Source organism: Micromonospora zamorensis, from assembly GCF_900090275.1.
GTDB lineage: Bacteria > Actinomycetota > Actinomycetes > Mycobacteriales > Micromonosporaceae > Micromonospora > Micromonospora zamorensis.
The window spans coordinates 2,268,520-2,289,056 of record NZ_LT607755.1; the positions used below are offsets into that span (position 1 = coordinate 2,268,520).

General features: G+C 72.0%; 18 protein-coding genes. 16 read left to right on the top strand and 2 right to left on the bottom strand.

All coding sequences use genetic code 11. The annotated features are described in order from the left end of the window. Positions 1-121 precede the first annotated feature (121 nt). From GA0070619_RS09580 to GA0070619_RS09650, 15 genes are all read left to right on the top strand, one after another. Positions 122-1,588, top strand: a complete 1,467-nt coding sequence (locus tag GA0070619_RS09580; protein ID WP_231927354.1) for an anthranilate synthase component I family protein — start codon at positions 122-124, stop codon at positions 1,586-1,588. Continuing rightward, the gene (locus GA0070619_RS09585; protein ID WP_088947731.1) at positions 1,585-2,196 is read left to right on the top strand and encodes an anthranilate synthase component II; all 612 of its coding nucleotides are present in this window, start codon (positions 1,585-1,587) and stop codon (positions 2,194-2,196) included. Before GA0070619_RS09580 ends, GA0070619_RS09585 begins: the two co-directional genes overlap by 4 nt. After that, positions 2,193-2,903, top strand: a complete 711-nt coding sequence (locus GA0070619_RS09590) for an SDR family NAD(P)-dependent oxidoreductase (protein ID WP_088947732.1) — start codon at positions 2,193-2,195, stop codon at positions 2,901-2,903. The genes GA0070619_RS09585 and GA0070619_RS09590 overlap by 4 nt, the downstream gene beginning before the upstream one ends. A gap of 61 nt (positions 2,904-2,964) precedes the next feature. Continuing rightward, on the top strand, positions 2,965-4,386 hold the full coding sequence (locus tag GA0070619_RS09595) for a phenylacetate--CoA ligase family protein (protein ID WP_088947733.1): 1,422 nt from the start codon (positions 2,965-2,967) through the stop codon (positions 4,384-4,386). Further along, complete coding sequence (locus GA0070619_RS09600; protein WP_231927355.1) at positions 4,370-5,014, top strand: prephenate dehydratase; 645 nt, start codon at positions 4,370-4,372, stop codon at positions 5,012-5,014. The genes GA0070619_RS09595 and GA0070619_RS09600 overlap by 17 nt, the downstream gene beginning before the upstream one ends. A gap of 51 nt (positions 5,015-5,065) precedes the next feature. After that, positions 5,066-6,355, top strand: coding sequence for an amidohydrolase family protein (locus tag GA0070619_RS09605; protein WP_231927356.1), 1,290 nt, complete (start codon positions 5,066-5,068; stop codon positions 6,353-6,355). Then, positions 6,355-7,644 (top strand): MFS transporter, encoded by a 1,290-nt coding sequence (locus GA0070619_RS09610; RefSeq protein WP_088947736.1) that lies wholly within the window; start codon positions 6,355-6,357, stop codon positions 7,642-7,644. Before GA0070619_RS09605 ends, GA0070619_RS09610 begins: the two co-directional genes overlap by 1 nt. Then, the gene (locus tag GA0070619_RS09615) at positions 7,641-8,420 is read left to right on the top strand and encodes a B3/B4 domain-containing protein (RefSeq protein ID WP_088947737.1); all 780 of its coding nucleotides are present in this window, start codon (positions 7,641-7,643) and stop codon (positions 8,418-8,420) included. The genes GA0070619_RS09610 and GA0070619_RS09615 overlap by 4 nt, the downstream gene beginning before the upstream one ends. Next, positions 8,417-9,652, top strand: a complete 1,236-nt coding sequence (locus GA0070619_RS09620; protein WP_088947738.1) for an ATP-grasp domain-containing protein — start codon at positions 8,417-8,419, stop codon at positions 9,650-9,652. Before GA0070619_RS09615 ends, GA0070619_RS09620 begins: the two co-directional genes overlap by 4 nt. Further along, positions 9,643-10,863 (top strand): MFS transporter, encoded by a 1,221-nt coding sequence (locus tag GA0070619_RS09625; protein WP_088947739.1) that lies wholly within the window; start codon positions 9,643-9,645, stop codon positions 10,861-10,863. The genes GA0070619_RS09620 and GA0070619_RS09625 overlap by 10 nt, the downstream gene beginning before the upstream one ends. Positions 10,864-10,884: 21 nt before the next feature. Then, complete coding sequence (locus GA0070619_RS09630) at positions 10,885-12,189, top strand: TrpB-like pyridoxal phosphate-dependent enzyme (RefSeq protein ID WP_088947740.1); 1,305 nt, start codon at positions 10,885-10,887, stop codon at positions 12,187-12,189. Positions 12,190-12,247: 58 nt separating this feature from the next. Then, entirely contained in the window at positions 12,248-12,946 is a 699-nt protein-coding gene (locus GA0070619_RS09635) for a flavodoxin family protein (RefSeq protein WP_088947741.1), read from the top strand. Continuing rightward, positions 12,936-13,283, top strand: coding sequence for a cupin domain-containing protein (locus GA0070619_RS09640; protein WP_088947742.1), 348 nt, complete (start codon positions 12,936-12,938; stop codon positions 13,281-13,283). Before GA0070619_RS09635 ends, GA0070619_RS09640 begins: the two co-directional genes overlap by 11 nt. Then, positions 13,280-13,648, top strand: coding sequence for a chorismate mutase (locus GA0070619_RS09645; RefSeq protein ID WP_088947743.1), 369 nt, complete (start codon positions 13,280-13,282; stop codon positions 13,646-13,648). The genes GA0070619_RS09640 and GA0070619_RS09645 overlap by 4 nt, the downstream gene beginning before the upstream one ends. Beyond that, positions 13,645-15,102, top strand: coding sequence for a UbiD family decarboxylase (locus GA0070619_RS09650; RefSeq protein ID WP_088947744.1), 1,458 nt, complete (start codon positions 13,645-13,647; stop codon positions 15,100-15,102). The genes GA0070619_RS09645 and GA0070619_RS09650 overlap by 4 nt, the downstream gene beginning before the upstream one ends. Here GA0070619_RS09650 and pdxR read toward each other — a convergent pair. Both pdxR and GA0070619_RS09660 read right to left on the bottom strand, forming a co-directional pair. Further along, the gene (pdxR, locus tag GA0070619_RS09655; protein ID WP_088947745.1) at positions 15,047-16,561 is read right to left on the bottom strand and encodes a MocR-like pyridoxine biosynthesis transcription factor PdxR; all 1,515 of its coding nucleotides are present in this window, start codon (positions 16,559-16,561) and stop codon (positions 15,047-15,049) included. The genes GA0070619_RS09650 and pdxR overlap by 56 nt on opposite strands. A 95-nt stretch (positions 16,562-16,656) precedes the next feature. After that, positions 16,657-17,091, bottom strand: a complete 435-nt coding sequence (locus GA0070619_RS09660; RefSeq protein WP_088947746.1) for a hypothetical protein — start codon at positions 17,089-17,091, stop codon at positions 16,657-16,659. Positions 17,092-17,528: 437 nt separating this feature from the next. Here GA0070619_RS09660 and GA0070619_RS09665 point away from each other — a divergent pair, with 437 nt between their 5' ends. Then, positions 17,529-20,525: a glycoside hydrolase family 95 protein gene (locus GA0070619_RS09665; RefSeq protein ID WP_088947747.1), complete on the top strand. Its 2,997-nt coding sequence runs from the start codon at positions 17,529-17,531 to the stop codon at positions 20,523-20,525. Positions 20,526-20,537: the final 12 nt, after the last annotated feature.

Sequence of the window (20,537 nt, forward strand, 5' to 3'; positions counted from 1 at the left end):
CGGGCTGCTCAGAGGGGGTTTCGCAGTGTCCTCATTGTCAACCAAGACCGCCACGTGGCCCATTCGGTCGCATTCTGTGGCGATGCGGCCTACGCCACTGGCCAACTCAATTCCAATAGAGGTGACATCCGTCACACTGTCGGCAATCAATCCATTGTCGCTCTACACGGCACTCTCCGAATGTCGTCCGCACGACGATCTGTATCTCTTCGAAAGCCTAGACGGCCCGGCTCAGGACCGCTATGCGGCGGCAGTCGGCTGGGACACTCTCGCCGAGTTGCGGTTCATCGCCGACCGGCTTGAGGTGATCTGCGACGGTCCGCTCGGCGACGCCCTGTCCGCCGTCCTCACGGCGGTCCTGGGCGAGCCGGCCCGGCACCACGCGCCGGAGCGGGTCTGGTCGGTTTCCGGGCCACCCGAGGTCTGGGCGGCGGTCCGGGCCGTGCAACGGGCCTTCGCGGTGCGGACCACCGCCCCCGCCGACAGCTTCGCCTTCGGCTTCCTCACCACCCTGGCGTACGAGGCCGCGCGGGACATGGACGAGCTCTCCGTCGACCGGGTGGTCGACGACATCCCACGCTGCACCCTCGTGCTGTTCCGGCACACCGTCTGGTGGGACCTGCGCGCCGGCACCGTGCGGCAGCTCACCGCCAGCGGCCCGCACCTGCCACCCGACAGCGGCGCTCCCCGGCTGTCGGAACTGCTCGCCGGGCTTCCCGACGATCACGCGGCGGTGCCGGTCGCCCCACCGCCCACCCTGGTGCGGGACACCGTCGACGAGGAGACGTTCGCCGCCCGGGTCAAGCAGTGCCTGCGGCACATCGAGGTGGGGGACAGCTACCAGATCCAGATCGGCCACCGGATCGACGTGGAGACGGCTCTCACCCCGCTGGAGGTCTACCGGCGGCTGCGGCACCGCAACCCGTCGCCGTACATGTACCTGACGCCCTGGGCCGGCGGGACCATCATCGGGGCGAGCCCCGAGCTGTTCCTCCGCGTCGATGAGGGCCGGCTGTCCATGCGCCCGATCGCGGGCACCGCCGCCCGCAGCGCCGACCCGGAGACCGACCGCCGGCTGGTGGCCGAGCTGACGGCCAGCGAGAAGGAGCGGGCCGAGCACGTCATGCTGGTCGACCTCTGCCGCAACGACATCGGTCGGGTCTGCGTGCCGGGGACGCTCAGCGTGGACGCGATGTTCGACGTCGAGCCATTCGCGTACGTGCACCACCTGGTGTCCACCGTCTCCGGGCAGCTCGCGGACGACGCCGACGTCTGGGCGGCGATCTGCGCCGCCTTCCCGGCCGGCACCATGACCGGCGCGCCGAAGCTGCGCTCCATGGAGATCATCGACGGGTTGGAGGACGAACCCCGGGGCGTCTACGCCGGCTCGATCGGCCTCGTCGACGTACGCGGGTACGCGGTGCTGGCGCTCTGCATCCGCACCGCCGTGCACGACGGTCGCCGCTACCGCACCCAGGCCTCCGCCGGGGTCGTGGCCGACTCCACGCCCGGGGCCGAGTGGCGGGAGACGCTGGCCAAGATGAGCGCCACGTTCTGGGCCCTGACCGGTACGGAGCTGCTGCCGTGAAGGTCCTGCTCGTCGACGCGTACGACAGTTTCACCCACATCATCGACCAGTACCTGCGGACCCTCGGCGCGCGGACCGTGGTGGTCCGTTCCCGGTCGCGGTCCACCGAGCAGCTCGCCGCCCTGCGGCCGGACGCGGTGGTGCTCGGCCCCGGGCCGGGGCACCCCGCCGAGTCCGGGCACGTGGAGCTGGTGCACGCCTTCGCCGGCCAGGTGCCGCTGCTCGGCGTCTGCCTCGGGCATCAGGCGATCGGCCTCGCGTACGGGGGAACGGTCACCGTCGCCCGGCACCTGATGCACGGCAAGACGAGCGTGGTCGCCCACGACGGCCGAGGTGTCTTCGCCGGCGCGCCCGCCCCGCTCACCGTCACCCGCTACCACTCGCTGATCGTCGCGGACCCGGCCCCGCCGGCCCTGGAGATCACCGCGCGCTCGTCCGACGACGGCTACGTGATGGGGGTACGACACCTGACCCTGCCGGTGGAGGGGGTGCAGTTCCACCCGGAGAGCGTGCTCACCGAGGACGGGCTGCGCCTGTTCGACAACTTCCTGGGCCGCGCGTCGGCGGCACTGCCGGCAGCCGGCACCGGGGCGGTGGGGTCGCCATGACCGACCAGTCAGCCCCGCTCGCCGTGGTCACCGGCGCGGCGGGTGGCATCGGCCGGGCCGTGACCGTCGCGCTGACCGGGTCCGGACACCGGGTGCTCGGCGTCGACGTCGACCCGGCCGGTGACCCGGCGGCGTACGCCTCGCTGGTCGCCGACGTGGCAGTGCCGGAGCAGGTGGAGCAGCTCTTCGCACGGATCCACGAGCGGTACGGCCAGCCCACGGTGCTGGTGAACAACGCCGGCGTCTACCACGCCCGGGACTTCCTCGACTACGACCCGAAGACGTACGCGCAGGTGCTCGACGTCAACCTGGGCGCCGCGTTCTTCTGCACCCAGGCGTTCGCCCGTGGCCTGGTCGACGCCGGCCGGCCCGGCACTGTGGTCAACGTGGCCTCGATCAGCGGGCAGTCCGGCAGCCCGGACGCGGCGTACGGGGCGTCGAAGGGTGCGTGCATCGCGTTGACCCGCAGCCTCGGCCGGGCGCTCGCCGAGCACCGCATCCGGGTCAACGCGGTCGCTCCCGGCCTGGTCGACACCCCGATGGCCGCCCGGATCCCGGTCGAGCGCCGGGACGACTACCGGGCCAGGATTCCGGTCGGCCGCTTCGGCTCGCCGGCTGAGATCGCCGCGGCCGTCGCCTGGCTGGCCGGCCCGGAGAGCAGCTACGTCACCGCCTCGGTTCTGGACGTCAACGGTGGCCTGCACTGACCTGCGCCACGGCCGGCGGCGACAGCACCGCAGCCGGCTCACCCCTGGAGAGGATCCGACCATGTGGCTTCCGACCACCGGCCCGGCGGCGGACTTCGCCGCCGACTACCTGGCCCTGCACCAGGCCTTCTACGACCGCACCCTCGACGCCGCCGACCTGGAGGCCTGGCGGGCACGACAGCTGCGCACGGTGCTCGACCAGGTGTCCACCGGCTCGCCGTTCTACGCCCGTCACCTGGCCGACGTCGACCTCGCCACGATCACCCCGGCGACCCTCGACCGGCTGCCCTTCACCACGAAGACGCACCTGCGCCAGGAGATGCTCGACGTGCTCAGCCGGCCGCTGTCCGAGGGCGTCTTCTTCTACGAGACGACCGGCACGACCGGCCGGGCGACCCCGTGTCCCCGCGACGGCCGGGAGGTGGTGGCCAGTAACGCGCACGTCACCGAGTCCTGGGCGTCGATCTTCCGGCACCACTTCGGCGACCGCGCGCCCCGGATCGGGTTGATGGGGCCGACCGAGGTGCACTCCTTCGGCGACACCCTCGGTGACGTCGCGCGCAACGTCGGCTCGCTGAACGCGAAGATCTGGCCGTACTCGCCGGTGATCGGGTTCGCCAAGGCGTTGCAGCTCATGAAGGATCTTGAGCTGGAGGTCATCTGCTGCACGCCGGGCGTGGCCATGATGCTCGCCAAGGCGGCCGAACACTACGGCTACCGGCTGCGCGAGGACTTCGCCGTCAAGCTGCTCTTCGTCACCGGCGAGATGTGCACCCCGGCGCTGGCCCGCAACCTGGAGTCCGTCTGGGGCGCGGACGTCTACAACATCCTGTACGGCTCGCAGGAGGCGTTCGTCATCGCCACCGCCTGCCGCAACAAGCGGATGCACCTCTCCCAGACCAACTACCTCATCGAGGTGGTGGACCCGGAGACCGGCGTGTCGCACGGCTCGCGCGGCACCGGGGAACTCACCGTCACCATGCTGATCGACGGGGTGAAGCCGCTGGTCCGTTACCGCACGGGCGACGCGGTGATCATCGAGTCGTCGGACTGCGACTGCGAGATGGCCGGCGACCTGGTGCAGATCGTGGGCCGCACCCTGGACCGGATCGAGCTGGGCGGTCGACGTTTCACCGCCGGGCAGATCGAGATGGCCGTCCTGACCGGGGTCGTCGGCTCGGGCGGATACCAGGTGGTGATCGACCACGACCCGAGCGGCGGCGACCGGCTGACGGTCCGCCTGGAACTGCTCAAGGACCTCGTCGACGACCCCGGCGGGATCGCCGACGGCGTCCGGCAGCGGGCCGCCGCCGCGCTCGGCGTACCGGTCGAGGTGGAGCTGACCGACGGGCTCGACCCGATCACGAGCACCGGCGCCTTCGTGAGTTGGAAGGCCGCCCGGATCGTCGACCGGCGTGTCGAGGTCGACCACGAGACCCGGGTGGCGCAGCGAATGGCGGGCAACCGTGGCTACACCACCTGAGACGGCCGCGGACGAGTGGGTGCCGGCGCTGCCCGGCCCGCTCGCCGAGGCGTACGGGCGGCGCTGGCGCGCCGTGGTGGACCGGTGGGCGAGCCGGCCCGGCACGACGCTGGCCACCCTGGGCCCGCCCGGGACGTCCAGCCACCTGACGGCGGCCTTCCTCGCCGAGCGGCACGGGCTGCGCGTCGAGCTGTCCGACACCTTCGACGCGGTGCTCGCGGCGCTTGTGGACCGCCGGGTCGACCAGGCCCTCGTGCCGAGCGCGTACCAGGGGCTCACCCGCTTCCACTGGCACCGCGACCTGCGGCTGGACGCGTACTTCGCGCAGGCCACCCCGGAGTACGGCATCGCGGCCGACCCGGACCGCGAGCCGCCCGCCGGTGAGCTCGCGGTGGCCGCCCTCTGGGAGGTCCGGCGGCTCTTCACCGACCTCGCGCCACCCGCCCTGCGGGACCGCCCGATGCGGTGGGTCGACGCCGACTCCACCCAGCACGCCGCGGAGATCCTCGCCGCGGGAGGCGCCGACCTGGCGGTGACCAACGCGCCCGGGGTCCACCGCCACGCGTTGCGGTGGGTGGCCCGCCGTCCGGGCGCCGAGATCGTGTGGACCCTGTTCGGCCACTGCTAGAGCCACCGTCGGCTCTCCTGCCCCGACACCGAGAGAACCGGAGTGATCGTCGTGTCCCGACGTACGTTGCTGCACCGCGCCACGGTCCAGGAAGGACTGGGGGTGGCGTCCCGCCCGCACCACAGCGTGCTGCTCGACGGCGAGCGGATCGTCGCGGTGCTGCCCGAGGCGCAGGCCCCGCTGCATGACCCGGACGTGGACGTCCTCGACCTCGACGGCCGGACGGTCATGCCGGGCATGACGCTGGGCCACACCCACATCGCGTACCTGAACGTGCTCGACGGTCGGGAGATGCTCTTCAAGTACACGATCCCGGAGGTCACCCTCGGCGCCGCCGCCAACGCCGCCGACATGCTCCGGCTGGGCTACACCGCCTTCGTCGGTGCCGGCTCGGTGGCCGGCATCGACATGGCCCTGCGCCGGGCGATCGACGCCGGCCGGCTGCCCGGCCCACGGATCACCCCGTGCAGCCGGGACCTGATGGTGTCCGGCCCGCCCGAGCGCCGCAACCCGGGGGTCAAGCAACGCATCCCGAGCGACCTGATGCGGCTGGCCGACACCCCGGAAGAGCTGATCGAGTACGTCGACACCGAGGTCGCCCAGGGCGCGGAGATCATCAAGGTCTTCTCCACCGGGGACGACACCTTCCCCAACGGTCGATCGCACGAGCTGCTCTTCACCGCCGAGGAGCTGGTGATCGCGGCCCGGGCGGCGCACCGGCGGGGAGTCCGGATCCGGGCGCACTCGCGGGGGCTGGCCGGCATCCGCAACGCCATCGCCGCCGGGGTCGACGTGATCGACCACGCCACGTACGCCGACGACGCGGCCCTGGAGGCGATCGCCGAGCGGGGCATCTTCGTGGTGCCGAGCCTGCATCAGCCGCACCGGCTGCTCACCACCGGCACCCGGTACGGCAAGACCCCGGAATACCTGGAGACCCTCGAATTCCAGGCCGAGGTGGAGAACACCCTGCGCATCCTGCCGCTGATGGTGCAGATGGGCATCCCGATCGTGGCCGGCGACGACTTCGGCTTCGCGTGGACCCCGCACGGCCGCTACGCCGAGGAGCTGGAGACGTACGTGACCATGGCCGGCATTCCCGCCCCGGTGGTGCTGACCTGGGCCACCGCCAACGGCGCACGGCTCGCGGGTCGCGGCGACGACGCGGGCACGGTGCAGCCGGGGCGGCTGGCCGACCTGGTGGTCACCGACGGGGACCCGGCCGAGGACATCACGGTGCTGGGCCGGCCGGAGGCGATCGAGCTGGTGCTGCTGGGCGGCCGGGTGGTCGCCGGGGACGCCATCCGTTACCGCGCCGGGCAGCCGGCGGGAGTGGCGTGATGCGCCGGAGCGTGCCGGTCGTCCCGCTGCTCGCCGTGGGCGCCTTCGCCATCGGCACCGACACCTTCGTCGTCGCCGGTGTGCTCCCCGAGGTGGCCCGTACGCTGCGGGTCAGCGTCGCCTCCGCCGGCTGGGTGAGCACCGTCTTCGCCCTGGCGTACGCGGTCGCCGCTCCGGTGCTCGGCGCCCTGACCGGTCGGCTGGAGCGGCGTACCGTGCTGGTGGTCTCGCTGGTCGGGTTCACAGTGGGCAACGTCGCCTCCGCGCTGGCGCCCGACCTGCCGCTGCTGCTGCTGGCCCGGGTCCTCACTGCGGTCAGCGCCGCGCTCTACATCCCCGCCGCCACCGCGTCGGCGGCCGCGCTGGCCCCGCCCGAGCGGCGCGGCCGGGCCATGGCCGTCGTGCTCGGCGGCCTCTCCGCGGCCACCGTGGCCGGGGTGCCGTTCGGCACCTGGCTCGCCGCCGACCTTCAGTGGCGCGCCACCTTCTGGCTGCTCGCCGCCATCGGTGCCGCCTGCGCGGTCGCGGTGACCGTCGGCCTGCCGGCGCTGACCCTGCCACCCGGCCCGTCGCTGGCCGCCCGGCTCGCCCCGGCACGCGACCGTCGGGTCGGGTTGGCGGTGCTCACCACCGCGCTCTTCATGACCGGCGGCTACCTCGCGCTGACGTACGTCGGGGCGCTGCTCGCGCCGGCCACCGACGGCGACGGAACCCTGCTCGCGGTGCTGCTGCTGGTCTTCGGTGTGCCGGCGGTCGCCGGCACCGTGCTCGGCGGACGGGCCACCGACCGGTGGGGTGGCGTGCCGGTGCTGCTCGTCTCGATCACCGGGCTCGCCCTGGTCCTGGTCACGCTGCCACTGACCCGGCAGGCGCTGCTGCCGGCCGCGCTGGCCATGGCGGCGTGGGGCATCACGGCGATGGCCACCCAACCGGCCCAGCAACACCGGCTCTTCACTGTCGCGCCCAGCTCCGGGCCGCTGCTGCTCTCCCTCAACTCGTCGGCCACGTTCGTGGGCATCGCCCTCGGCGGCTTCCTCGGCAACCGGCTGCTGCGACACGGCGGCACGGACGCCCTCGACCTGCTCGGGCCGGTCGGCGCGGCACTCTGCGTGCTGGCGCTGGGCACCACGCTGCTCGGTGCCCGGGCCCGTGCCGGCCGTCGCGACGAGCAGCCTCCGACCGCCGGATTGGCCTCACCGGATCACCCCGGATTGGCCACACCCGGTGGTCGTCGCGCTGCGTACGGTCGGACCGACAATCGGACCCGAACCACGCGAGGATCACGATGACCCAGCTCAGCGACGGTGTGGACACCCTCACCGTGCGCATCGACGACCGGGTGTTGACCGCAGTGCCGGACTACGTGCTCGGCGTGATCGCCATACCGGCGATCGAGGTCGCCCCGGCGCCTCCCGCCGTGTCGGCACTGCTGACCGCCGCCGAGGACGCGCTGCACGCGGCAGGCCTGGACAAGGCGGGGGTGGCGGAGCTGCCGGGCATCGCCGCGTGGCGGGAGGCGTACCGGGCGGTGGGGGTGAACCCCAACCGGTTCCCGTGCGCCGCCGAGTCGATCGCCCGGCGGGTCGCCAAGGGTGACCGGCTGCCCCGGATCAACGCCCTGGTCGACCTCTGCAACGCGGTGTCGCTCGGTGCGGCGCTGCCGGTGGCCTCGTGCGCTGTCGACGGTCTCGCCGACCTCGTCGTCCGGCCGGCCGACGGCACCGAGACCTACCTCCCGCTCGGCACGCCCGAGGCGCCGGAGCAGCCCGAGCCGGGCGAGGTCGTCTACGCCGACGCCGACGGGCGGGCCCACTCGCGCCGCTGGAACTGGCGGCAGGGCCACCTGGTCCGCACCGATCTGGGCCGGCACCGGCTGCTGCTCACCGTCGAGTCGGCCCACCCCGGAGGCCGGGCCGAGGTGACGGACGCGCTGGCCCGGCTCGCCGCCGCCCTCGACGAGCTGTCCGACGGCACGCGGCAGGAGGCGGTGCTCGACGGCGCGACGACCAGCGCCGTCCTGCGCACCGCGGGCCCGGTGGCCAGCGACAGTGGGAGCCGATCGTGAACCGCGCGATCCTGGTGATCTACCGACCGGCGGCAGGCCGGTACGCGGCCCAGTTCCGCAGCGTGGTCGCCGCCGCCACCGATCTGGGCGTGGCGACCGTCGCGCTGCTGCCGACCGGGCAGCCGGCCGCCGAAGCCGCTGGTCTGCCCTGCTATCACGCCGACCTCGACGACTCCGAGGCTGTCCGCTCGGCGGTCACGACGATCCTCGCCGCGCACCCGGTGGAGCGCATCTTCCCGCTCTTCGAGGGCGACGTGCTCACCGCCGCGCGCTGCCGCCGTGACCACGGCATCGGAGGGCTCGACCCGGAGCAGGCGCTGGCCTTCCGGGACAAGAACGTGATGCACCGCCGGGCCGTCGAGCTGGGCGTGCCGGTGGCCCGCTCGTGCCGCCCCGAGACGGTGGGCGCGGTCGCCGAGTTCGCCGCCGAGGTGGGCTGGCCGGTGGTCATCAAGCCGTACGCGGGCTGGGCCTGCGGGGACACCCACCGGGTGGACTCCACCGAGGACCTGGCCCGGGTCTGGCCGCTGGTCGCCGACGACCGGCACGACTACCGGGTGGAGGAGTACGTCCGGGGCGCCGAATACCACGTCGACTCGCTGCTGCGCGACGGCGAGGTGGTCTTCGAGCAGCTGTCCCGCTACACGTACTCGGTGCTGGAGTTCCGCGACGAGCCCGGCGGCACTGTCTCCCGCAAGCACGACCTGACCCCGGCGGAGCGGCGCATCCTGACCGCCAGCGCCACGGTGCTGCGCGGCTTCGGGATGCGTACCGGGGTGGCGCACGTGGAGTTCTTCCTGCGCGACGACGGCGAGCTGGTGTTCGGCGAGGCGGCCGCCCGGGCCGGCGGTGGCTCGATCGTCCCCGCCATCCAGGCCGGGCGGGGCATCAACCTGGCGGGGGAGTGGTGCCGGCTGGAGCTGGACCCGGGGCACGTGCCGGCGACCACCCTCGGCCCGGAGATCGGCACCGAATACCTCTGCTCCGACCGGTACGGCCGGATCACCGCGATCACCACCGCCGAGGAGCTGCGGGCGCTCGACTCGGTGCTCGACGCGGACGTGTGGAAGACCGTCGGGGACGTGCTCGCCGTGCCGACCGCCTCCAACGACGTGCTCGGCTGGTACGTCTGCGAGGGCCGCGACTTCGACGACGTACGCGCCCGGTTCAAGGTCATCCGGGACGCCTTCGAGGTGCTCACCGAGCCGGCCGGTGATCCGTCATGTGGCTGAGCAGGTTCCGGGCCCTGCCGCGCCCTCTGCGGATGCTGGTCTACGCCTCGTTCATCAACCGGGCCGGGATGTTCGTCTTCCCGCTGCTCGCGGTCTACCTGGTGCAGAGCCGGCACCTCAGCACCGGCGAGGCGGGTGTGCTGATCTCCGTGGGCAGCACCGGCCTGCTCGCCGGCAGCCTGCTCAGCGGCCCGGTCTGCGCCCGGGCCGGTCGACGTGCCGCGCTGGTGTCGAGCCTGCTGCTCAACGCGGTCGGCTACCTGGGCCTCGCAGTGCTCGACGGTCCGACCTGGACGTACGCGGCACTGCTCTTCGTCGCGCTGGTCGGGATGGGGATGTTCGCCCCGGCGGCGAACACGCTGATCGCCGACCTGACCCAACCCGAACAGCGCCCCTTCGCGTACACGGTCAGCTACCTGGCCAACAATCTCGGCATGGGCGTCGGCCCGCTGCTCGGCGGGTTCGCGGCGGCCTACTCCTACCAGCTGATGTTCGCCGGGAACATCCTGCTCGGCCTGCTCGCGGCGGCCACCATCTGGCTCTTCGTACCGGCGGACACCCGGCGGGTGCCGACGGCCTCGCCGGCCGGCACCACCCGTCGGGCCGGCCTGCTGCGGGACATCGACGTGGCGGTGCTGGTGGTGGTCTCGATCTGTTTCGTCGCGCCGCTGATCGGCCTGGAATACACGCTGCCCCTCGCGGTCACCACAGTGCTGCACTCGTCGGTGGCGGTGGTCGGTGCCGTCTACACCATCAACAGCGTGGTCGTGGTCAGTGCCAGTCTGCTGATCGAGAAGCGGATGAAGGCGTACTCGACCCGGGCCCTGCTGATCACGGCGGGCCTGCTCTGGTCGACCGGGATGGCCATCCTGGTCTTCGCGTTCTCGCTGCCCGCCGTGCTGCTGTCGACAGTGGTCTGGACCCTCGGGGAGATCATCGCCTCGGTGGTGATTCCGACCTACATCGCCGACCACGTCCAGGAGCACCGGGTCGGCAGCTTCATGGCGCTGAACGGTTTCGTGCTCAGCTCCGCCCGGCTGGTCGTGCCGATGGGCCTCGGCTTCGTCTGGCAGGCCGGTGGGCACCGCCCCGTCCTCCTCCTGCTCCTGCTGACCCCTGTGGTCGGCGTGGTCGCGTTCGCAGTGCTGCGGATCCGACCGGCTGCCCGGCCCGTGCCGGCGCCCGCCGAGCCGGCCACCGCCAGTTCCTGACACCCACCCCTGGAAGAGGCCATGACCGCTACGAAGTTCGTGCTGCCCGACAGTGACATCCCGACGACCTGGTACAACGTGGTCCCCGATCTGCCCAAGGGTCTGCCCCCGATGCTCCACCCCGGCACCCGGGAGCCGATCACGCCGGCGGACCTCGAACCGCTCTTCGCCAGCGGCATGATCGAGCAGGAGTTCTCCACCGAGCGGGAGGTGGACATCCCCGGGCCGGTGCTCGACATCTACCGGCAGTGGCGGCCCAGCCCGCTCGTGCGGGCCCGTCGCCTGGAGCAGGCGCTCGGCACGCCGGCCCGGATCTACTTCAAGTACGAGGGGGTCAGCCCCGCCGGCAGCCACAAACCGAACACCGCGGTCCCGCAGGCGTACTACAGCAAGCAGGACGGCGTGCAGCGGCTGACCACGGAGACCGGTGCCGGCCAGTGGGGCAGCTCGCTGTCGATGGCCTGCGCATACTTCGGCCTCGACTGCGAGGTCTTCATGGTGCGGGTCAGCTACGACCAGAAGCCGTACCGGCGGGGCCTGATGGAGACGTTCGGCGCGTCGGTCACCGCGAGCCCGAGCGACCGTACCGGGGCGGGTCGGGCGGCCCTCGCCGCCGACCCGGAGTCCAGTGGCAGCCTCGGCCTGGCCATCTCCGAGGCGGTGGAGGCGGCGATGCACAGCGGCGGCGCCGCCAAGTACGCCCTGGGTTCGGTGCTCAACCTGGTGTTGATGCACCAGACGATCATCGGCCAGGAGGCGCTGCTCCAGTTGGCTATGGCCGACGACTACCCGGACATCGTGATCGGCGCGGCCGGCGGTGGCTCCAATTTCGCCGGGTTGGCCCTGCCGATCCTGCGCCGGCAGTGGGGTGGCGGCCCGACGGTGCGGTTCATCGCGGCGGAGCCGGCCTCCTGCCCGTCTTTGACCCAGGGCAGTTACGACTACGACTTCGGCGACACCGCCGGGCTCACCCCGCTGACCAAGATGCACACCCTGGGCCACGACTTCCACCCGCCGGCGATCCACGCCGGCGGGCTGCGCTACCACGGCATGGCGCCGATCGTGAGCGCGCTACGGGAGATCGACCTGATCGAGGCGCGGGCGGTGCCGCAGACCGCGTGCTTCGAGGCGGGCGTGCTGTTCGCCCGCAGCGAGGGGATCGTGCCGGCGCCGGAGTCCACCCACGCGGTCCGGGTGGCGGTGGACGAGGCGATCCACTGCCGGGAGACGGGAGAGTCGAAGGCGATCGTCTTCTCCCTGTCCGGGCACGGCCACTTCGACATGCAGGCCTACATCGACTACTTCGCCGGAAAGCTGACGGACTGACCTCGCAGGGGGTGGGCGCCGTGCGGCGCTCACCCCCTGCCTCGCACCGGGGGTTAATGTGCACAGCGAAGCAGGGACCATCCTCGCCATCAACGGATCGGAACGGGTCGGCGGCAACACCGACCACGCCATCGCGTACGCGGGTCGGCTGATCGCCGAGCGCGGTGCGATCCTGCGCACCATCCAGCTACGTGAGCACCGGATCTCGCCGTGCAGCCCGTGCGGCGACTGCAACAGCCGTACAGTGCCCTGCCAGCTGGACGACGACGTCCCCGCCCTGGTGGAGCAGATGACCAACGCCGACGGGCTGATCTACGCGGCCCCGGTGCACGGCTTCGGCCTGGCTCACCTCATGCAGGTCTTCATCGAGCGTGCGGGCGTCGGCTACCTGCGGTTCACCCGTCCGCTGGCGGACAAGGTGGGCGGCATCATCGTCACCGGACGGCGCTACAGCGACTCCTCCGTACACAACCAGATCGTCAACAACCTGCTGCTCAACCGGATGATCCTGGTGGGCAGCGGGTTCCCCGTCCTGCTGCGCAACACCACCGGCACGCCCGGCCTGACCGACCCCGAGGGCATCGACGCGTTGGAGCGGATGGTGCACCGGATGCTCGACATGGTGCAGCTGCTCAAGCGACACCAGCGGGTCGACGGCGACCCGGTGCTTCCGCGCCGGGACCGCAACGAACGCGTTCCGCGGCCCCGCCGCAACGAATCCGCCCAGACCAGAGGAGATATCGAGAATGTCCACTGAGCAGGTTGCCGCGCCGGTCGGCATCGACTTCCCGGCCACCGAGTGGGAGAGGTGGGACAAGCCGGGGGCCGAGGGGCGCGTCAAGATCTCGTATGTCGGTGGGCAGCGTCTGCGCCTGCTGGAGCTGCCGCCCGGCTTCGACGAGCAGCACTGGTGCCTGCGGGGGCACACCGGTTACGTCCTGCAGGGCGAGTTCACCATCCACTTCCGGGACCGGTCGGTGCCGTGCCGCCCCGGGATGGGCTTCGTCATCCCCGACGACGAGGAGCACCGGTCCCAGGGCAGCGACGCCGAGCCCACCGTCGTCTTCGTGGTCGACCAGGTTCCCCAACCGTGAGCGACCAGCACCGGATCACCGCGCCGGCCGGCTCCCCGCCGGCCGGCGCCGCCGACGGCCCGGCCCGGATCGCCGAGCTGCGCGGTGCCATCGACGGGCTCGACCAACGGATCATCGCCCTGCTGGCCGAGCGCACCCGGGTGGTGCAGGAGCTGACCGCGCACAAGACGGACGAGGCGACCGTCCGGTCACCCGACCGGGTGCGGCAGGTGCTCGACCGGGTGCACGACCTGGCCAGCCGGCACGGCATGCCGCCCGAGGTGGCGGTCGGCACCTACCGCGCCCTCATCGACGAGCTGACCCGGATGCAGCTCGACATGCTGGCCGCCCGCCGTGCCGCGGCGCCGCTAATGGACGAGCGATGAGCCGCCCGCCCGTCGACCTGCGGCACGCCCTGGCCACCCTCGACCCGCTCCCCGGCGAGCTGGTCCGGGTCGCCACGGAGCTGCCGGCCCGCTACGGCGTCTCCGCCCACTACGCGCGCTGGGCCGGCGCGCCCGCCGCCCCGCCCACCGGCGCGGGCCCGGCAGTGCTCTTCGACCGGGTACGCCCCGACCACGGCCCGACCCGGGCGGTGCTGATGGGCCTGTACGGCACCCGTCGGCGCGCCGCCGGCCTGCTCGGCTGCACACCGGCCGAGTTGCCGCACCGGCTGCTCGACGCGGTCGCCGCGCCCCGCCCGCCGGTGCCCGCACCCGACCCGGCCCGCTGGCCTCGCGAGACGCTGCCGGTGGACCTGACCGCGCTGCCGGTGCCGGTGCTCACCGACGAGGACGCCGGGCCCTACCTGACCCTCGGCGCGGTGCTCGCCACCGACCCGGACACCGGGGTCCGCAACCTGTCCGTGCACCGGATGTGTGTGCAGGGTCCGGACACGCTGACCATCTGGATGGTGCCCGGACGGGACCTGGAGCTCGCGCACCAGGCCGCGCTGCGCCGGGGGAGCCCGTTGCCGGTGGCCATCCACCTCGGCCTGTGCCCGGCGGTGCTGCTCTCCTCCTGCTGCCCGACCTCACTGGTGCCACCGGACCTCGACGAGCTGGCGGTGGCCGGTGCTCTCGCCGGGCAGCCGGTGGAGCTGCTGCCCTGCCGCACTGTGGACACCGAGTTCATCGCGCACGCCGAGTACGTCATCGAGGGGGAGCTGCTGGCCGACCGGGCACCGGAGAGCCGGCACGGCACTGTCGCCACACCGGAGTTCCTCGGCTACCAGGGCCGGGCGCACCCCTCGTTGCCGTTGATCCGGGTCACCGGGATCACCGCCCGGGAGAGCCCGATCCTGCAGGCGGTGTCCGGCCCCGGGCACGAGCAGTCGGTGCTGCTCGGCTTCGGGATGGAGGCCGCGGTGCTGGACCTGTTGCGCCGTCGGGGCACGCCGGCGCTGGCCGCGCACTGTCACACCGCAGGTGGCGGTCAGCTCATGGTGGTGCTCCAGTGGCCGGCGAAGCGCGGCCCGGAGGACGACGTGGCGGTACGCGTCGCCGCCGAGGCCGTGCTGGAGCAGTTCCGGATGGCCAAGCTGGTGCTGTGCGTGGACGACGACGTCGACATCGAAGCCGATCAGGACCTGTGGTGGGCGATGGTCACCCGCTTCCAGGCCGACCAGGACCTGCACGTGCTGCCGGACCGGGAGGGTTTCCCCCTCGACCCGAGCCAGCACACCGGCTACTCCCCGTCGCTCTCGGCCGACGGTCGGACGGCGAAGGCGGTCTTCGACTGCACAGTGCCGTACGCCCAGCGCGCCCGGTTCCAGCGGCCCCGCTTCACCGAGCCGTCACTTCCCGCACCGCGGCGGCCAGCAGCGCCACACCTTCGGTGATCCGGGCGGTGGGCAGCGCCGCGTACCCGATCAGGAAGGTCGGCTCGGCCGGCGACCGGGTGACGAAGTAGCCCGAGGCCGGATAGATCCGGACGCCCCGCGCGGCGGCGGCGCGCACGATCGCCGCCTCGTCGGCGTCGGGCGCGCCGCCCAGGGTCACCAGCACGTGCAGTCCGGCGGCCGTGCCGGAGATCCGCACCCCCGCGCCGAAGTGTTCGTAGAGCGCCTCCAGCAGCCGGGCGCGTCGCTGCCGGTAGAGGCGGTCCATCCGGCCGATGTGCCGGGCGTACGCGCCGGAGGAGATGAACTCGGCCAGTGCCTCCTGGGTCAGCGTCGCGGTCAGCCGGTCGGTGATCCACTTGACGCCGAGGAAGGGTCGGACGAGGTGCGGCGGCAGCACCGCGTAGCCGATGCGCAGCGAGGGGAAGAGGGTCTTGCTGAAGCTGCCGACGTAGACGACGTCCGCGTCCTGCGGGTCGGCGGCCAGCGACGGAAGCCGCTCCTCGGCGAAGGTGAACTCGTTGTGGTAGTCGTCCTCCAGCACCGTGGCCGCGTGTTCGCGGGCCCAGCGCAGCAGCGCTCGTCGCCGCCGCTCGGACATGATGAACCCGGTCGGAAACTGGTGCGACGGGGTGACGTAGATCAGGCGTACCCGGGCCGGGTCGAGGCCGTGCGCGCGGACCTGGAAGTCGATCTCGTCGACCCGTAGGCCCTCCTCGTCGACACCGACCGGCACCACCGCGGCCCGTGAGTAGCCGAAGATCTGCCGCAGCACCGTGTGGCTCGGGTCCTCGATGATCACCACGTCGTCGGGGCCGACGAGCAACCGGACCAGGATGTCCATGGCCTGGGTGGCGCCGCTGGTCACGACCGTGTGCTCGCGCGGGGCGTCGAGTGCCCGGCTGCGCCGCAGCAGCGCGCTGATCTGGGCACGCAGCGACGGGGAGCCCTCGGCCGGGCCGTAGCCCAGCGCCACCGCGTCGGCCCGACTCACCGCCTCGGTGAGCGACTGTCGCCACCGGGCCACCGGGAAGCTGGCCAGCGCCGGGGTGCCGTGCCGGAAGTCGTACGTCCCGTCCGGCCGGTGCATCGGCGCTGGCTCCCAGGGCTTCCACAGTGGGCTGCCCGCGTCGGTGGGCAGCGGGGGCTCCGGCCACAGGTGCGCGCGGGTGGCGGCGCGTTGGGCGGGTGGCGGCGTGTCGGTCAGCGCGTCACTGACCCGCGTGCCGGATCCGCGCCGCGAGGTGAGCACCCCGTTGGCCCGCAGCAGTTCGTACGCCCGGGTCACCACGGTCCGGGAGACCCTGAGCTGGTGCGCCAGCTCACGGCTCGGCGGCACCGGGTCGCCGGGGCGCAGCCGACCCGTCCGGACGGACCCGCTGATCTGGTCGCAGAGCTGCTGCTGCAACGGCACCGAACTGGCGCGGTCCAGTGCGACGAGAAGCTGGGACGAACTCACCTGCGCACGCTCCCCCGATCGACGCCGGTGCCGAGTCTAGTCGCGCCACCCGCGTCCACCCCCGGTTCCCGCGGCGCGCCGGGCAGCCCGTGCGCTCACTGGTCACGACAGCCGAGCTGGTCGCCGAGCTCGTTCGGGATGCCGAACGGGCTGCATTCGAGCGCGCTGCCCTCGCCCAGCTTCTTCCACCCACCGCCCGTGTACTCGAACACCAGCACACCGTCGCCCTGCATTCTCGGGTCGACAGCGATCACCCCGGCGGTCGCCCACCGACCTGCGCAGTTGATGTGATCCGGGTCGATCCGGTGGGTGTCGCCCAGCCCTGACGCCCGGTGCAGGGTGGCCGCGCTCACCGGACAGGCAGCCCGGGAGGTGGGTGTCGCGGGCGACGCGCTGCCGGTCGGCGACGCGGCGGAGGAGCCGGGCGGTGTGGTGTTTCCGCTGGCCAGCGGAGCGGGCGAGGTGGTGCAGGCCGCCAGGCCCGCCAGTACGGTGATCGGCACCAGGGCACGCAGCGCTGTCGGTGTCATCAGGTCCTCCAGTCCAGCAGGGATGGGTCTCCCGCTAGACGCCCTGCGGTCGGTCATGGTTGCGGCCGACTGCCGGTCCGAGTGTCGGTTTTTTTCTCGGCCCTGTCGGCTGCCGAGCAGGCGTACCCGCGTGCCCGGCACCCGGTCCAGTTTCTCGGCCGTTGCGGCGACGGCAGAGCCCTGCGCGACGCACGAACACCACTGCGCCGACACTCGGCGTACATCTGATGTATGTGGGTCTGAAGTGGCCTTTCCGGGCTGGTCCGCGCCGCCAACCACTGACGGACCCGTTCTCGACGCGCTGCTCGGAGCCCCGCCGATGGGTGCAGACGCTGCCGATTCCACCCATCGATCGACCATTGCCTATTCCGTCGCCTCGGAGTAACCTTCGCGAAACACATCGGATGTCTGACTGTCTAAGGCGTTTTGGAGGATCGATGTCCGACCTGACCCGACGGCAGGCCCTCAAAGTCGGCGCGGCCGGCGCGGGTGGCGCTTTGCTGCCGTTGCCCTGGACCGCCGCGGCCCGAGCAGACTCGGCCGCGCCTCCGCAGGTGCTGGCCGCCGGGGACCTCGCACTCTGGTACGACGAGGGTGCCGGCACCGACTGGCTACGGGCGCTGCCGATCGGCAACGGGCGGCTCGGCGCCATGGTCTTCGGCAACGTCGACACGGAACGACTCCAGCTCAACGAGGACACCGTCTGGGCCGGTGGGCCGCATGACCCCAGCAACCCCAGGGGCGCGGGATCGCTGGCGGAGATCCGGCGGCTGGTCAACGCGAACCAGTGGACCCAGGCCCAGGATCTGATCAACCAGACCATGATGGGCAACCCCGGCGGCCAGTTGGCCTACCAGACCGTCGGCAACCTCCGGCTCGCCTTCGGATCCGCCAGCGGGGCGTCCCAGTACGACCGGACGCTCGATCTCACCACCGCCACCGTCACCACGACGTACGTGCTCAACGGCGTCCGATACCAGCGTGAGGTCTTTGCCAGCGCGCCCGACCAGGTCATCGCGATGCGACTGACCGCCGACCGCAGCGGCTCGATCAGCTTCACCGCCACCTTCGACAGCCCGCAGCGCACGACGGTGTCCAGTCCGGACGGCAGCACGATCGGCCTCGACGGTGTCTCCGGCAACATGGAGGGCATCACCGGCGCGGTCCGCTTCCTCGCCCTGGCCAACGCCACCGTCACCGGCGGTTCGGTGTCCAGCTCCGGCGGCACCCTGCGGGTCACGAACGCCACCAGCGTGGTCTTGCTGCTCTCCATCGGCTCCAGCTACGTCAACTACCGCAACGTCGGCGGCGACTACGGGGGCATCGCACGGCAGCGCCTCAGCGCCGCGCGGGGGAGCAGCTACGACCAGCTGCGCATCCGGCACGTGGCCGACTACCAGGCGCTGTTCAACCGGGTCAGCCTGGATCTGGGCCGCACGGCCGCCGCCGACCAGACGACGGATGTCCGGATCGCCCAGCACAACAGCGTCAACGACCCGCAGTTCTCGGCGCTGCTGTTCCAGTACGGCCGGTACCTGCTGATCTCGTCGTCGCGGCCCGGCACCCAGCCGGCCAACCTCCAGGGCATCTGGAACGACTCGCTAGCCCCGTCGTGGGACTCGAAGTACACGATCAACGCCAACCTGCCGATGAACTACTGGCCGGCCAACACGACCAACCTCGCCGAGTGCCACAACCCGGTGTTCGACATGATCAACGATCTGTCCGTGGCCGGCGCGCGCACCGCCCAGGTGCAGTACGGCGCCGGTGGCTGGGTCACCCATCACAACACCGACGCGTGGCGGGCCACCGCCGTGGTGGACGGCGCGTTCTGGGGCATGTGGCAGACCGGCGGCGCGTGGTTGGCCACGATGATCTGGGACCACTACCTGTTCAACGGTGACATCGAGTTCCTGCGGGCGAACTATCCGGCCATGAAGGGCGCGGCGCAGTTCTTCCTCAACACCCTGGTGACCGAGCCGACCCTCGGCTACCTGGTGACCAACCCGTCGAACTCACCGGAGCTCAGCCACCACGCGAACGCCAGCGTGTGCGCCGGCCCCACCATGGACAACCAGATCCTGCGGGACCTCTTCGACGGCTGCGCGCGGGCCAGCGAGATCCTCAACGTGGACAGCACCTTCCGGGCCCAGGTCCGGGCCACCCGGGACCGGCTCCCACCAATGAAGATCGGCTCGCGCGGCAACATCATGGAGTGGCTCTACGACTGGGTGGAGACCGAGCCCAACCACCGACACATCTCGCACCTGTACGGACTGGCACCCAGCAACCAGATCACCAAGCGGGGCACCCCACAGCTGTTCGAGGCGGCCCGTCGGACCCTGGCGCTGCGCGGCGACGACGGAACGGGCTGGTCGCTGGCCTGGAAAATCAACTTCTGGGCGCGGATGGAGGAGGGCAAGCGGGCCCACGACCTGATTCGCTACCTCGCCACCACCGCCCGGCTCGCCCCCAACATGTTCGACCTGCACCCGCCGTTCCAGATCGACGGCAATTTCGGTGCCACCGCCGGCATCGCCGAGATGCTGCTGCAGAGCCACGTCGGGGAACTGCACATCCTGCCCGCGTTGCCACCGGCCTGGCCGAGCGGGCGAGTTTCCGGTCTGCGGGGCCGGGGCGGGCACACGGTCGGCATCACGTGGAGCAACGGTCAGGCCACCGAGATCCTCGTCCGACCGGACCGCGCCGGCACCGTCCGCCTGCGCGCCCGGATCCTCACCGGCACCGTCACCGTTGTCGACACCGGCGACGGTACGGCGGCGCGGGTCACCCGGATCGAGTCCGACCTGATCGAGATCACGGTGCAGGCGGGGCGCACCTACCGGGTCACCAGCTCCGGCGTGGCCACGCCCACGCTGGAGCAGAGCTTCAGCAACGTCGGCATCACGAGTGACAGCAACACCAACGTCGGGAACTTCGACGGTGGCGGGGCCTCGCTCTCCGCGCAGGCCCTGGCGCAGGCCGGCGCCAGCCCGGGCGGCACGGTCAGCCGCAACGGGGTCACCTTCCGCTGGCCCAACGTCGGCTCCGGTGTCGCCGACAACGCCATCGCCTCGGGCCAGTCCATCGGCGTGACCGGCACCGGCAGCACGCTCGGGTTCCTGCTGACCGGCACCTACGGCGCGGTGTCGGGGACCGGCACTGTGGTGTACGCCGACGGCACCCGCCAGACGTTCACGCTGAGCACGCCCGACTGGTACGGCGGACCGCACTCCGGGGGGACCGCCGCCATCGTGTCCGCATACCAGAACCGGCCCAACAACCAGCGGCAGAACACCGCCGCCTGCATCTACTACGTGGGTGTCGCGCTGCAGAGCAAGGCGGTGGCCTCGGTCGTGTTGCCCAACATCAGCGCGCGGCCCGCGGCCAACGTGCCGACCATGCACATCTTCGCCATCGCGATCGGCGGCTGAGGGCACCGGATC

Excerpts from the sequence above, each read along its gene's own strand:
- GA0070619_RS09590 (WP_088947732.1), top strand. The coding sequence starts at position 2,193 with ATGACCGACCAGTCAGCCCCGCTCGCCGTGGTCACCGGCGCGGCGGGT.
- GA0070619_RS09595 (WP_088947733.1), top strand. The coding sequence starts at position 2,965 with ATGTGGCTTCCGACCACCGGCCCGGCGGCGGACTTCGCCGCCGACTAC.
- GA0070619_RS09610 (WP_088947736.1), top strand. The coding sequence starts at position 6,355 with ATGCGCCGGAGCGTGCCGGTCGTCCCGCTGCTCGCCGTGGGCGCCTTC.
- GA0070619_RS09615 (WP_088947737.1), top strand. The coding sequence starts at position 7,641 with ATGACCCAGCTCAGCGACGGTGTGGACACCCTCACCGTGCGCATCGAC.
- GA0070619_RS09625 (WP_088947739.1), top strand. The coding sequence starts at position 9,643 with ATGTGGCTGAGCAGGTTCCGGGCCCTGCCGCGCCCTCTGCGGATGCTG.
- GA0070619_RS09630 (WP_088947740.1), top strand. The coding sequence starts at position 10,885 with ATGACCGCTACGAAGTTCGTGCTGCCCGACAGTGACATCCCGACGACC.
- GA0070619_RS09640 (WP_088947742.1), top strand. The coding sequence starts at position 12,936 with ATGTCCACTGAGCAGGTTGCCGCGCCGGTCGGCATCGACTTCCCGGCC.
- GA0070619_RS09650 (WP_088947744.1), top strand. The coding sequence starts at position 13,645 with ATGAGCCGCCCGCCCGTCGACCTGCGGCACGCCCTGGCCACCCTCGAC.
- GA0070619_RS09660 (WP_088947746.1), bottom strand. The coding sequence starts at position 17,091 with ATGACACCGACAGCGCTGCGTGCCCTGGTGCCGATCACCGTACTGGCG.
- GA0070619_RS09665 (WP_088947747.1), top strand. The coding sequence starts at position 17,529 with ATGTCCGACCTGACCCGACGGCAGGCCCTCAAAGTCGGCGCGGCCGGC.